Here is a 12,734-nt window from a genome sequence, read left to right on the forward strand (position 1 = left end):
TGAAGAGGCAGGAAACAGGGAACAATCTTGGTTGATTGTTCCCGTTTTTATCTAGCGATGGATCAAAAGATGTCCGAAAAGAGCTTGGATTCCCGATATATGGAGAAACTTACCTGAGATATTGATGTCAGATGCTTGCAGGAGCCGGTCGCAAACAATTCCCCATCAGACCCCGCCTGTGTTTACTGATAGTGCCAGCCGGAGGAATGAGCGTTTACTTAGCTCATAGGCCTTTCTGCCTCAGATGGGTAACCGGCCATCGCTTCTGGAGGGGGTGAGTTCTCGAGAAAGTGGTTAAATAGGGAAAAGAATCCTCTGCAGGGGGACGAACGCCATAATTGCGAGGGAGAGATCAATAAATATGGAAGAGAAAGGATCAAAGGGTAAAATTCTTCAGGTGCGGATGGGGATTAACCCCAACTCCAGCGGGCACGGGATCTTATGGGGCGCCTTGTTTTTTATGCCCTATTCCTTGCTCAGCTTCATCTTGCTGGGTGGATTGGAAAAAGAGCTGGAGGCCGGCCTGAGGAAATACCGGGAAGAAGTAATGCCCTGGAAAAAGCGGGACATGGTGCTTCCAGTAAGCAAAGGGAATTACTACCCATGCTGCTGGAACTGGGAAACAGGTATCAACTTCCCTTTCATCTGGATTGTGCTTTGGCACCACTTATGCTGAATTCCGGGCTTCCCATGAAAACTCTGAAGCTTCTGGGAGGTTATGGGTGTATTGCCGGACAACTGCTGGTAACCGTGGATACGTCCGGGCTTATTCACCCCTGCAGCCATCTTGATTTTACCGTTGGTGTCGTCGAAGACCTCCCAGAGCTATGGAAGAAAAATGAGCTCTGGAAGGGATTCCGGGATAGAGCGTCTATTCTGAAGGGGAAGTGTAGTCGCTGTCCGGTTCGGGAACTGTGCCGTGGGGGATGCGCCGTCTTCAACCAGCATAATAACCTCGGGTTTGACGAACCCGATCCGGATATAGCTTGCTGTTGACTAGGAAGGATCATCGGGAAAGCCCGATTACCTCCGGAACCCACTCCGATAATATACCAATTCACAATTACACAAATACCCTCAGCCTTTCCGTTTCTGTCTAACGAAAATCAAAGCAGCTTGAGATATAGCAGGGTCCGAATTTAGAAATTTATCTGCAGTTTTATCTGCAGGGTCAACTGTTACAGCACACTCAGAGAATTGCCCCATTATGCATTGTTATGGCGGCGGTCGGGGAGGTCGTTTTTCTCAGTCGATCATTTTTTCTGTCGGGCTTTCCTGAAGCGCGATGGCGAATCCTGGTATGCTACCGAAGACATCCGGCACCGAGGAACTTACCTTCGGCCCGGGAAAATGTTAAAAAACTCAGTGAGTTCAACTGCACTTTGCCGGGGATTGAAGATATCTGCAGCAAATTCCTGGTCAAACAGTTCTGCCTGGATGATGTGGCCAAAAAGAAGAACGCCACTTTGCTTCCCTCTACCTTTGATAACGGCGTGGACATTGCCCGGCAGGTAGCCGAAGAAGCTGCCGCCAGCTATGAGAAGCGCCGCAAACGGGTAAATATTGATTTACCTGAGCACGGTTACGATAATTCCCTGACCGGATTCGGCGAGAAAAACCTGCGCTCCTTCCTCGGCGGCAACTACGAACCTCTTCTCAAACTGATCGTAGACGGCAAGATTAAAGGAGTGGCCGCGATCGTCGGTTGTTCCAATCTGGCCGCAGGAGGCCATGACGTTTTCACCGCCGGGTTGACCAAAGAACTGATCGAGAACGATATCCTGGTGCTCTCCGCCGGATGTACCAGCGGCGGGCTGGCTAATCTGGGCTTCATGTCACCGCAGGCCGCAGAATCGGCCGGAAATAATTTACGCCAGGTCTGTCAGTCACTCAATATACCTCCGGTTTTAAACTTCGGCCCCTGCCTGGGAATCGGCCGACTGGAGGAGGTGGCCACCGCTTTGGCCCGGGCGCTGAATGTAGATCTACCGCAACTGCCGCTGGTGTTATCCGCACCGCAGTGGCTTGAAGAGCAGGCCCTGGCCGACGGGTGCTTCGCCCTGGCTCTCGGATTGCCGCTTCATCTTTCTCTACCGCCTTTTATAACGGGAAGCGAATTGGTTACCAGGGTTCTCACCGAGAACCTGGTAGAGCTCACCGGAGGCAAGGTGATTATAGACGGAGACGTGAAATCAGCAGCGGCACAGCTGGTGGAGATCATCTCCCAAAAGAGAACAGCCTTGAAAATATAAGGGGGTGGCAGGTTTGAAGACCATAGTCGTACGCCCTGATTTATGCATGGGCTGTAAAAACTGTCAGTTTGCCTGTATGGTTGCTCCAGCAGGGACGGGTAGCAGGAATGAACATGGTAGGGAAAACCGTTGAAATTGATGGTACTTTTGCCCACCAGTATACGATGTCATTCTTCGGTCTTCCCACAATTTCCTTCGGGTGGCCTGAACCTCCTGAAGACGGCTGCAGTGTGGAAATAGACATTTTCCCTGACTATTACTAAGAAGGTTATTTACAAAGAAGGACGCCTTCTGGGAGCAATCTTACAAGGGGATTTGGCGGGAGCCGGAACATTCGGTGCACTGATTAGCAATAAGATTGACATCTCCAATCAGCATGGAAAACTGTTGGAGACCAACTATAGTTATTACCTCACACCGGAGAATGGAATCCGCAATTAGAAGATAAAACATTCCCCCAAAAAGCCGTGGATGAATGACGCTCGTCCACGGTTATTTTTTGTTTCCCGTGGCTCGGCTGCTGAGCTGGTAGGTGGGTTGGAAGAAACCCATGCCAACTAACCTGCGGGAAGACAACCCGTAAGCAAAGATGGCACTGGTAGAAAGGGACTTCAACATTGGGTTTTTCGAAATAGGTGGCTTTTCAGATTGGTAATTGTTGTATTAAACAAAAATATTCGTAGAAAAATTGTAAAGAAAAACAAAGGAATTTCTTCGAATGTTCACAATGTTATATAAGGCCGCGTAGTTATATAGTTACCGAAGCAAAAGGTTGTGTTGTGGTTGGGGAAAGGGAATGGTAGCCCAGTTCAAAATTCTAATCCGCACAATTCCTCCTGTAGGGGAGAGGGAGGGGAGACTTTGTCCCGGTGAGCCGCCGAAAATAGCCATAAGGGAAACATTCTTAAGGGAAACATTCTTAGGTTTTTTAAAGATTTAAGACAATGGAATAGAACATTCGAAAGGAGAGACGAACATGGCTAATGATGAGAAACCAAAAACAGGCATCTCACGCAGGACATTTCTTAAAGGAGCAGTTGTCGGCGCGGCCGGAGTAGCTTCAGGCGGATTGTTAGCTGGTTGCGGCGGAAAAGAGCAGCCATCAGAAAGTACTGGTGCTGCGACACCCAGTGGCGCAGATAAAAGAGAGCTGATAGCGGCGGCCTATGTCAATCCGCAAGATTATAACTACCGTCAAAAAACCACCGACTTCAAGACGCTGTTTTCGCCCTTGAAGATCGGCCCGCTTAAACTCAACCACCGCATGATTAAATCCGCTGCCGGATCGGCCACTTATTTGGCTGGACCTACTGATGAGTTGCTCCAGTACTATATACAGTTTGCCAAAGGCGGTGTTGAGTTAATCTGGGTAGAAAAAATTCCTTGGTTAGAGCCACCTGCAGACGGCAGCGCAGTACCCCGGGAAAATGTTGAATTCGGCAAGAAACTCGTTAAGGAGTGCGGCAAATACGGCGCCAAGCTCGGTTATCAGACATATGGGCCCCCACCGAAACCGGTTGGCGAAATGACGTCCGAAGACATCGCCGGGGCCCAAGCCCGTATTGTGGCCATCGCTAAGTTAATTCAGCAAATGGGCTTTGTAGGTTTGGAGATCAACGCCGCCGGCTTTAACCTCGGCGCGCATTTCCTTTCGCGTTTCCACAACAACCGCACTGACAAATACGGTGCAGGCAGTCTGGAAAATCGTGCTCGCTTCGTGACCGAATGCATCGAAAAAATCAAAAAAGCCTGTGGCAAAGACTTTATCGTTCAAGTATTGATGAACTGCATCGAAGAAAACGACAACCTCACCAACAACGCTACCTTGGCGACGTTAGATAAAGATGTTACCACACCGCACAATAGAGTAATGACTATTGAAGAAGGCATCGAAATTGCCAAGTTGTTCGAGGCTGCTGGTTGCGATTCGATGCATCTGCGCTTAGGTCCTCTCGACAACCATCCTTGTCAATTCGCCGGCGACCTTTACTTTATCTTAAACGGTATAGAGGGCGCAACCGGTTTTGGTACCCAGTGGGATTTCTCAAGGCATTGGCAAGGCCAGTTGATCGGCAACCACAGTGGCGCCGGCATGACGCTCAACATTGTCGCGCGCTACAAAAAAGCGCTCAGCATTCCTTGCGGCGCCGTCACCTACATGGATCCGGCCCATGCCCCGGCTTATTTCGAGAAGGCACTCGCCGACGGCAAGGTCGACTTCTATATGATGAACCGCCCGCTTACCGTTGACCCCGAATACGTCAATAAACTGAAAAAGGGGCGCATCGACGAAATCGCCCCCTGCACGCGTTGTTTACACTGCCACGTTGGCTCAAACGAGATGAACCGCGAGATGGCCTATTGCCGCGTTAACGCCCTGACGCAACGCGTAATGACCGACAAGGGCCCGAAGACCTATGAGCTCGAACCGGCTGCAACTCCAAAGAAGGTCATGGTTATCGGCGGCGGCCCTGCCGGTATGGAAGCTGCCCGCATCGCAGCCGCCCGTGGTCACAAAGTCACGCTCTATGAAAAGAAAGGTACGCTCGGAGGCAAGCTCACCTTTGCCAGCATGGTCAAAGGACCTCACGAAAACCTTGACGACCTTAAGGCTTACCTGATCAGACAACTGGAGATTAACGGGGTGAAGGTTGTTTTGAATAAGGAAGTCGACGCCGAGTTTATTAACAGTGAAGCCCCCGATGTCGTAATCCTTGCAGTCGGCGCTTTGCCGGGCAAGGTGGGCGTGAGTGGCGGTAACGTGCCGATTATCGAGTATGACCAATTTATGAGCAAGGACACCGGCAATAACGTCGTGGTATTCGGCTCAAACGCCCAGGCCTTTGACTGCGCTTTGTGGCTGACGGTGCGCAAGAAGAAAGTCACCATTGTGACGCCGAACCCCAACGAGGAGCTCGACAAGCAGCAGTCTCAGCACGCCAAACGATTTATGACCACAGCGCTCTATTCTCTGGGTGTAAAAGTCTATCCGGGATCCAAGATCAAGGAAATCGGCGACGGCCAGATCACCATTGTAACAGATACCGGTGTTGAGACCGTCATCCCCGCAGACTCAATCATCAACGCCGCCGACTTGTTGCCGAACAAGTCTTTGCTTGAAGGTATTTCAGTGAAAGAGAAATACGCAATCGGCGACTGCAATGAACCGTATAACATTGCTATGGCAATCCGCGCCGGAAACGATGTGGGCCGCGCTGTGTAAAAGGCGTTGTTGTGTGATGTAATATTCGAAGTATACTTTTGGAAAACATGGGGAGGATGGACAGAAAATGGAGAAAGAGAAAAAGGGAATTTCACGCAGAAGTTTCCTGAAAGGGGTGGCGGTAGGTGCGGCAGGCATAGCCGCGGCAGGAGCTTTGGCCGGCTGCGGACAGCAGGAGAAACCCCATCCTGACTCTAATGCTGAAAAACAAACAGGATACAGCTGGGAGGTGCCGCCGGAGCCGATCCCCGAGAAAGAGATCAAGAAGACGGTTACCTCGGACGTAGTGGTAATCGGGGCGGGGGTGTCGGGCTTGATGGCGGCCTTAGCGGCAGTAGAGTCGAATGTTAAAACTGTGCTCATTGAAAAACATTCCTCTTTTACGGCCCGCGGTGGCCATAACGGGGCCATCGGCAGCAAGCTGCAGAAGAAGCTAGGGATTGAAATTGACAAGGCGCAAGTGGTCAGGGATCTGGTAAGATGGGCCGGAACTAAGGTTGATGAGCGACTGATCATGCTTTGGGCAGATAAGAGCGGGGAAGTTATGGACTACCTGATAGATATGGCCGAGGCTGAAGGCATGGAAGTCACCATGTTTAACAGTGGAAGCAGTGATAAGTACTACACCGAGTATGTGACGGCCCATATGTTCGGTGGTATGAACGAAGCCAATCTGGCCGGTATGTTGGAGAAGAAGATCCGACAAAAGGGCGGGGATATCTATTACAAGACACCAGCAGTGCAGCTGATCCGGAAAGAAGGCGGCCGTGTTACCGGAGTTATCGCTGGCGAGGAAGGCAATTACACGTTATTTAACGCAAGAAAGGCTGTGGTGCTCTGCACCGGAGATTATGGGAACAACAAGGAGATGCTGGAGAGGTTCTGTCCCAAGGCGCTGGATGTAGATATGAATGTTTATGCCCCTGCTTTGAACACCGGAGACGGCCATAAAATGGGGCTCTGGATCGGGGCGGCCCTGCAGGAGGAGGAACCCCATGCGCCCATGATCCACAACCTTGGTGGCGCACCAATGACCTCCAATCCGTTCCTCCGTGTTAATGCCCTGGGTGAGCGCTACCAGAATGAGGATGTGCCGGTGCCCTATATTTGTAACGCCATCTCCCGACAACCGCGCAATATCGCTTGGGTGGTATTTGATGGAAAGTTTGCAGATGATGCCCCAAAGATGGGCGGAGGATTTGCACGAGAACCGATGGTTACGCAGGAGACGCTTAAAGCTTTGGAAAAGGCTATTGGCAACAAAACGGCAGTTAAGGCCGACACCATCGAGGATCTGGCCCAAAAGATGGGTGTTCCTGTGGAGAGCTTCCGAGCCACCGTGGAGAGATACAACCAGTTGGCGAAGATGGGAGTAGACCTCGATTTCGGGAAGAATCCCAGGATGCTTACCACCATTGAGCAGCCGCCTTTTTACGCCGCCAAGATACCGACAGCGCTTCTGGTGGTCCTGGGTGGATTCAAGGTGAATACTAAGATGCAGGTACTGGATACCAAAGGGAAAATCATTCCGGGGCTTTATGCAGCAGGAAACGTGACGGGCGATTTCTTCGCTAATGATTATCCCGTAATCTGCCCGGGGCTTAGCCATGGGCGTGCTTTGACATTTGGTCGCATCGCCGGTTTAAATGCCGCCGCTGAGAAAGTTTGATCGAAATAATTGGGGGATATAATCCCTGTTTACGGAAAATCAAAAAAACTAATAATGGCAGGAGAAAGGAATAGGTTCCGCTTTTTGAGGGCTTGCAAGTGAGAATAGGGGAGAACCGGGGGAAAATCCCGGACGAACCGCCGCTGTGAAGAGGAATGACTGGAGATACTGCTCCCTACGGGAATAGGGGCTAAGGCGTGGTCTCCGAATCAGGAGACCTACCTGAAGAGGTTAGACTCTGCAATATAAGTGCAATGGATGATGGTTAAGTCCACGCTCTATTTCAGCGTGGACTTTTATGTGCGCCCGGCATAGACGGGGTTCCTTGTACATGTAGTTAGTTAAATCCTGTTTGCCGGGTGCAATAGTTCCCGCTCTGAATTACGAGACTCCCTGCCGGGAGCACCCTGTTAATAACATTCATAGAAATATTTAATAAACTTCAGAAAGCAGGAGCTGACAGATAATAAAAGAAAACTTTCCACACAAGAATTTGTCGAAAAATCTGCCAATAAATCGAAGAAGACCTTCTATGTCAATGAGAAAATTAAATTTTTTCACTGTTAGTATAAACATTTACAGCCTTTAAAGGACAAAGCATCCCCTTGCGCCTAGCGTGGGTTGGTTCAAACCCTGTCCCGCTGGCGGCTTTAGAACATTGACAACTAAATACCAGACCTCACGCTACCCGGTTAAAATGCCTGGAGCGGGCGGCAATGAATGCAGCTTCGTCGTAGCAAGTGCGGTTTTTCCACATGGCAAAGATAATCCTGACCCAGATGTTCGCCAGAGCCCGCAAAGCTTCGTGGTGAGTTTTCCCCTGGCATCTCTTCGCATAGTAATACTCCCTTGCCCAGGGAACCCACCTGATGCTCTGGAAGGAAAAGAGATGCATTACCCGCCGGAAAGGTTTGACGCAGGACTTGCGCTGTCTGGCAAATCGGTACTTGCCGCTCTGAAAGAGCACAGGCGAGGTGCCCGCTAAAGCCTGAACCACAGCTGCGTTCTCGTAACGGTCACGTTCGTCGCCCCACTCCGCCAGCAGTCTTGGCGCCAGTCTTCTGGCCGCTCCAGGAAGGCTAGCGAAGATTTTGCTGTCGGAGTGCTGCTGAAAAAGGCGGTCGATCTCCTTATCATAAGCGGCTATCTGCTCCTTAACCACCTCCAGCTGGCCCACCAGGGCGAGCATCAAGCGGCACTTTGCCCGCACGGTGGGAGCGCTGGCATTAAGCTGTGGTTCCTGTGCCTTCTGCCAGATGGAGATGGCCGTTTGGTTGGGTCTGGGATGCTTATGCTTTTTCAGAAAAGCGGCTATCTCCGGAACGGTAGCTTCCCTTACCAGCTCCGGGGTTGGATAGCGCTTGTAAAACTCCAGAGCTACCGGTAGGGTTGGTTTTGAGAAGAATTCGAGGGCCGCCGGGTAATATTCCTTCAAGCAGGCAATGAGCTTGTTGTTCAGGCGGGTGGATTCCTGGATCAGGCTGTCCTGATCCCTGGTCAATATCTTTAGCTCGCAGACCAGTTCAGTATCCGGCTTTAGCCTCTTTAGCTGCGCCAGATCGGACCGGCCGATGCTAGCCAGAAGACGGGCATCGATGGGGTCGCTCTTCGCCCCTGAGGGCTTACGCCGGTAATCCACAACCTTCGGGTTCAAGGGGTAAACCGGGAAACCGGCTTCCAAAAGAAACTGCACTAAAAGGCCGTTTTTGGTTTCCACCAGACAGGCGAAGCTCTCTGGATCGGGGTTGATGCCCAATAGTGTTTGTTTCAACTGCTCTAAGCCTTCCCTATTATGGGGAACGGTGAAGTATTTTAGCTCTTGGCCTTTTTCATCAAGCACGGCTACGTCATGATGCAAGTCAGCCCAGTCAATTCCTACAAAGTACATGTTTAGAACCTCCACAGAAAGAATTTTGCTGCAGACTGGCAGTGGGCCTTATCTAACGGCGGTGCTCGAAGCACAACCCTTCTATGAACCGCAGTCTGCAAATTTAGTCCGGGAAAGGTAACTCTTCCGAAAGCAGTCGAACTGCCAGGAGGTGGAATCCTTTTCCCGGAAACCTTTGAACTATCTTTGCCAACTTAGGCAGGTATTCCTGCCACTAAGTTGAGTTTAACAGATAAGGGGGTGGCTATAAGATGCTTTCGATACCCGCGGCTGGCTGCTTTAGTCATTATCGCTTGTTTATTCTTGTGGGGTTGCAGGGAGAGCAAAAATTATTCAGGCGGGAATACAAAAAAGGAAACACCATCCTTTATACAAAATGAATCTGGGCAAAAGAGCGATGGCAATAATGGCGGCATTGATAACAAACCTGAACCCGATCCTGGTAAGGAGGAAACAAAACCGTCGCCGAACCTGGTTAACGACCGCTATGATAACACAAAATACGCCTGGTATTTGATCAAAAGAAATGATCATCTGCCTCCGGCAACAGGAGAAAAGCTCGTCGAACTAGCAGATAAATACAATGCAATCTACCTGGGGGATACCTCCCGAAAGGTAGTCTATCTGACTTTTGATGAGGGGTATGAAAACGGGTATACAGCGGTAATACTGGATATCCTCAAGGAAAACAGTGTTCGAGCGGCATTCTTTATCACAATGCCCTATCTTCAAAAAAATCCCGATCTGGTGGAAAGGATGATCCGTGAAGGACACATAGTGGGTAATCACACCGTAAATCATCCCAGCCTACCTGATGTACGCGATGATCAGAAGTTGAAAAATGAAATTGAGGAATTGAGTAAAGCATATAAAGAGAAAACAGGGCAGGAGCAGTCTCTCAGAGTAATGCGGGAGCGCTCGGGAACATTATCCGAGACCTCAAGGCTCAAGGTTATTCCTTTGGAACCCTCGATGAGATTGGATAATACGGAATCTAGATAAGGTGCGAAATAAAAAAATAACCCAGTCCTTTGGGTTATTTTTCATGGTGAAGGCAGCGATAGCCGCTATGGCAGGTTTTAACAGGTACGTGTCGAATTAAGATGTAGAGATCAGGCTGTTTACCTGCTAAAGGGAGGTTTGATGAGCCGGGCCTGGGCATTGCCCATTGGAATCGGTGGGTAGTAATTTGAATTTGTAAACAAGGTTTATGTCGTTCAAATATGAGATTAAATCAGTCAGGAGTGAAAGCAGTGACCCGGGTTGAGCCGAAGATCATTTATCAAACTGGTGAACGAAAAGATGTTATCGTAGCAGCACCACACCACGGCTATATACAGCGCTGTGATTATTACACCAAAGAGGTTGCCTCTATGCTGGCGGAATATCTCGGAGCCACGCTATTCGTGGCGGAAAACATGCGGCCGCAGGTTGATCTCAATAAGGATCCCCGTTTGGCTCCGACACCGGAAGCCAGAAGCCTCTGTTGCAGATACCAGCAGCTTGCCCTGGCAGAACCTATTAAACTGTTTATAGAGATTCACGGGCATGTAAACGGTCACTATGATGTGGAAATATCCTGTGGCTTTGTCATCGACCCTGATATTGCCTTTGACAGGGAACTAAGATCCCGACTCTTTGTGCTGCAAAGCGCAGTAAACAGGGAACTTGAACGGGAATGGCAAAAGAACTTCATCCTTCCCCGCCCGTCTATCGGCGTATTCCCGTTGGATGACGATGTGGTGATGAAGGCTACGAAAACCTATCTGTTTCAGAGGATAAGAGATGAGCAGCTAAACAACAGGCGCATCTTCGGTCTGCATATAGAAGTCTTCAGGGACTATAAATGTGGGGAAGTAGATACTCCCACTTTCTTCTGTCAAAAAGCTCTGGTGAAGGCGCTGGCAGCCGGTATCAACAAATCATTTTTAGAATGGCCGATCTGATTAGCAAAACCAGGAAGAATACGCCTTCAACCCCGATTTTCTGCGTGATGCGGATTTTTGCCCACAATTATCATTGCTTCGGTTACCGCACGGATGAGATCCACCCTGACCTGCTGCTTTAGTGAATTCGCCCGCAATATAGCCTCGCCCTCCATTGTTACAACATAAGAAGGAGGCAGTTTATTCAAAGCAATTGCCGCAACGTCATATCGACAACGTTCACAAGTGCAAAAATCGGGGTGAGACTTCATAATATCTTCAATGGTTTCTTCCACCAGGATTTCCATGACATTTACCAGACGGAGCATCGAAAACGCCTCCTTGTCTCATTTCGGCCAATACTCTTAATAGTGATTCCTTGTGAAAGATAAAAGATCTATCTACATACAAAAGTTCTATTTACATACATATTCGGTTGTACAGGTAGGTGCTGTGATTTGTAAATATTGATTTTTTTAAAAACAAGAATATGGTGCTCATGATTTTGCATTAAAGAGGATGGGGGAGAATATTACAGTACACCTGTAGCTTTCGCTAAAAAGTAACATTTTCCTGCACGACTGCTCTTCTGATACGGCCAAAGCAGGAGCGGTGTACGAAACGAACTCAAGATACCCCTGTTTCATTTTCCGATGGGAACCAGAGGCATTGTTATAAGGACGTGATAAAAACACCTTTAGGAGCCTGGCCTGTTAGGGGCGTTTAGGACAGTTGTCTAAAATGTTGCGTGAAATGAGTCTGGCATCGCTGCCATGTTGTTCCTTGAAAATACCTGGCACAGCATTCAAGGCCGTTGTGGTCGTCAGTAATTACAAAATCAACGCCTTTCAGGCCTTCGAAAACCTTTTCTACGTTCTCACCCAAGGGGGTGGGCAGCAGAAGCTCCTTAAGAGAAAGGTCTGATAAACCCGGCTGGTGGAGAAAAACATGAAGAACATTGAGAAGACCAGTAAAAAAGATTTGTTAACATAATTCTTATTATAAGAAGTTAAATATAAAACCATTGAGTTCGCAAAAAAGAACTCTTGTTCTATATCCATTTCTTTGGTAAAATACTAAGCAAACATTTACCTGATAAAATTTGCCTGAGGTTTTTAATCATACGTCTGTTTTAGTTGATTAATTTTATAAAGGGGAATCGAAAACATGAAAAAGAATTTATCTAGGCGTCAAGAGATGATCCTTAATTTCATTCAAAAGACCATTGATGCGCGCGGTTATCCACCTTCGGTAAGGGAAATAGGTGACGCTGTGGGGCTCAAATCGAGCTCAACCGTTCATACACACCTGGTTAAGCTTGAAAAGAAAGGATATATTCGCCGTGACCCTACCAAACCCCGGGCCATTGAGATTGTAAACAACAACTCTGCGGTTGTACGCGTGCCCGTAGTCGGCCGCGTTGCTGCAGGGACACCCATTCTGGCCGTGGAGAATATTGAAGGTGTCTTTCCTCTTTCAGCCAGTTTTGTCGGTTCGAGCGACAATATTTTTATGTTAACTACGAAAGGGGACAGTATGATAAATGCCGGGATTTTTGATGGAGATTATCTGATCGTCAGGCAGCAGCAGACGGCAGAAGATGGGGACATCGTTGTTGCCCTTATGGACGATGAGGAGGCTACCGTTAAGCGTTTTTATCGAGAGGCAGGCTGCATCCGGCTCCAGCCGGAAAACGATTGTTATGAACCGATCCGCAGCAAGCATGTTAAAATTCTCGGAAAAGTCATCGGAGTCATAAGAAAGTTGGATTAATCAC

Annotated in this window: 10 protein-coding genes, 1 pseudogene and 1 riboswitch; of the genes and pseudogenes, 8 read left to right on the top strand and 3 right to left on the bottom strand. The window is 49.0% G+C overall.

Annotated features, from left to right (window positions below; genetic code table 11):
• Positions 1 to 361: 361 nt before the first annotated feature.
• The 5 genes from TPH_RS15420 (at position 362) to TPH_RS06820 (ending at position 7,144) form a co-directional block, all read left to right on the top strand.
• Positions 362 to 676, top strand: coding sequence for a hypothetical protein (locus TPH_RS15420; RefSeq protein ID WP_015050454.1), 315 nt, complete (start codon positions 362 to 364; stop codon positions 674 to 676).
• Positions 677 to 690: 14 nt separating this feature from the next.
• On the top strand, positions 691 to 996 hold the full coding sequence (locus tag TPH_RS15425) for an SPASM domain-containing protein (protein ID WP_158502669.1): 306 nt from the start codon (positions 691 to 693) through the stop codon (positions 994 to 996).
• A gap of 221 nt (positions 997 to 1,217) precedes the next feature.
• Positions 1,218 to 2,252: a hypothetical protein gene (locus TPH_RS06810; protein WP_049886090.1), complete on the top strand. Its 1,035-nt coding sequence runs from the start codon at positions 1,218 to 1,220 to the stop codon at positions 2,250 to 2,252.
• Between the two features lie 976 nt (positions 2,253 to 3,228).
• The gene (locus TPH_RS06815) at positions 3,229 to 5,475 is read left to right on the top strand and encodes an oxidoreductase (RefSeq protein ID WP_015050457.1); all 2,247 of its coding nucleotides are present in this window, start codon (positions 3,229 to 3,231) and stop codon (positions 5,473 to 5,475) included.
• A gap of 67 nt (positions 5,476 to 5,542) precedes the next feature.
• The gene (locus TPH_RS06820) at positions 5,543 to 7,144 is read left to right on the top strand and encodes an FAD-dependent oxidoreductase (protein WP_015050458.1); all 1,602 of its coding nucleotides are present in this window, start codon (positions 5,543 to 5,545) and stop codon (positions 7,142 to 7,144) included.
• A gap of 70 nt (positions 7,145 to 7,214) precedes the next feature.
• Positions 7,215 to 7,384: riboswitch (cobalamin riboswitch) on the top strand.
• Between the two features lie 439 nt (positions 7,385 to 7,823).
• Here TPH_RS06820 and TPH_RS06825 read toward each other — a convergent pair.
• Positions 7,824 to 9,032: an IS110 family RNA-guided transposase gene (locus TPH_RS06825; protein ID WP_015050459.1), complete on the bottom strand. Its 1,209-nt coding sequence runs from the start codon at positions 9,030 to 9,032 to the stop codon at positions 7,824 to 7,826.
• Between the two features lie 240 nt (positions 9,033 to 9,272).
• On the opposite strand from TPH_RS06825, the gene TPH_RS06830 reads away from it, so the two are divergent.
• Together TPH_RS06830 and TPH_RS06835 are read left to right on the top strand one after the other, a co-directional pair.
• Positions 9,273 to 10,034, top strand: a complete 762-nt coding sequence (locus tag TPH_RS06830) for a polysaccharide deacetylase family protein (protein ID WP_049886091.1) — start codon at positions 9,273 to 9,275, stop codon at positions 10,032 to 10,034.
• Positions 10,035 to 10,285: 251 nt separating this feature from the next.
• Positions 10,286 to 10,978, top strand: a complete 693-nt coding sequence (locus TPH_RS06835) for a hypothetical protein (protein ID WP_015050461.1) — start codon at positions 10,286 to 10,288, stop codon at positions 10,976 to 10,978.
• Between the two features lie 26 nt (positions 10,979 to 11,004).
• Here TPH_RS06835 and TPH_RS06840 read toward each other — a convergent pair whose 3' ends face one another.
• Both TPH_RS06840 and TPH_RS16505 read right to left on the bottom strand, forming a co-directional pair.
• On the bottom strand, positions 11,005 to 11,286 hold the full coding sequence (locus TPH_RS06840; protein ID WP_015050462.1) for a late competence development ComFB family protein: 282 nt from the start codon (positions 11,284 to 11,286) through the stop codon (positions 11,005 to 11,007).
• Between the two features lie 393 nt (positions 11,287 to 11,679).
• Positions 11,680 to 11,809, bottom strand: a pseudogene (locus tag TPH_RS16505) (transposase); the annotation flags it as partial.
• 315 nt (positions 11,810 to 12,124) lie between these two features.
• Here TPH_RS16505 and lexA point away from each other — a divergent pair.
• The gene (lexA, locus tag TPH_RS06850) at positions 12,125 to 12,730 is read left to right on the top strand and encodes a transcriptional repressor LexA (protein WP_015050464.1); all 606 of its coding nucleotides are present in this window, start codon (positions 12,125 to 12,127) and stop codon (positions 12,728 to 12,730) included.
• Positions 12,731 to 12,734: the final 4 nt, after the last annotated feature.

The organism is Thermacetogenium phaeum DSM 12270 (assembly GCF_000305935.1).
Taxonomy (GTDB): domain Bacteria; phylum Bacillota; class DSM-12270; order Thermacetogeniales; family Thermacetogeniaceae; genus Thermacetogenium; species Thermacetogenium phaeum.

Coding starts and splice junctions, on each gene's coding strand:
- TPH_RS15420 (WP_015050454.1), top strand. CDS start 362: ATGGAAGAGAAAGGATCAAAGGGTAAAATTCTTCAGGTGCGGATGGGG.
- TPH_RS15425 (WP_158502669.1), top strand. CDS start 691: ATGAAAACTCTGAAGCTTCTGGGAGGTTATGGGTGTATTGCCGGACAA.
- TPH_RS06810 (WP_049886090.1), top strand. CDS start 1,218: ATGGCGGCGGTCGGGGAGGTCGTTTTTCTCAGTCGATCATTTTTTCTG.
- TPH_RS06815 (WP_015050457.1), top strand. CDS start 3,229: ATGGCTAATGATGAGAAACCAAAAACAGGCATCTCACGCAGGACATTT.
- TPH_RS06820 (WP_015050458.1), top strand. CDS start 5,543: ATGGAGAAAGAGAAAAAGGGAATTTCACGCAGAAGTTTCCTGAAAGGG.
- TPH_RS06825 (WP_015050459.1), bottom strand. CDS start 9,032: ATGTACTTTGTAGGAATTGACTGGGCTGACTTGCATCATGACGTAGCC.
- TPH_RS06840 (WP_015050462.1), bottom strand. CDS start 11,286: ATGCTCCGTCTGGTAAATGTCATGGAAATCCTGGTGGAAGAAACCATT.
- lexA (WP_015050464.1), top strand. CDS start 12,125: ATGAAAAAGAATTTATCTAGGCGTCAAGAGATGATCCTTAATTTCATT.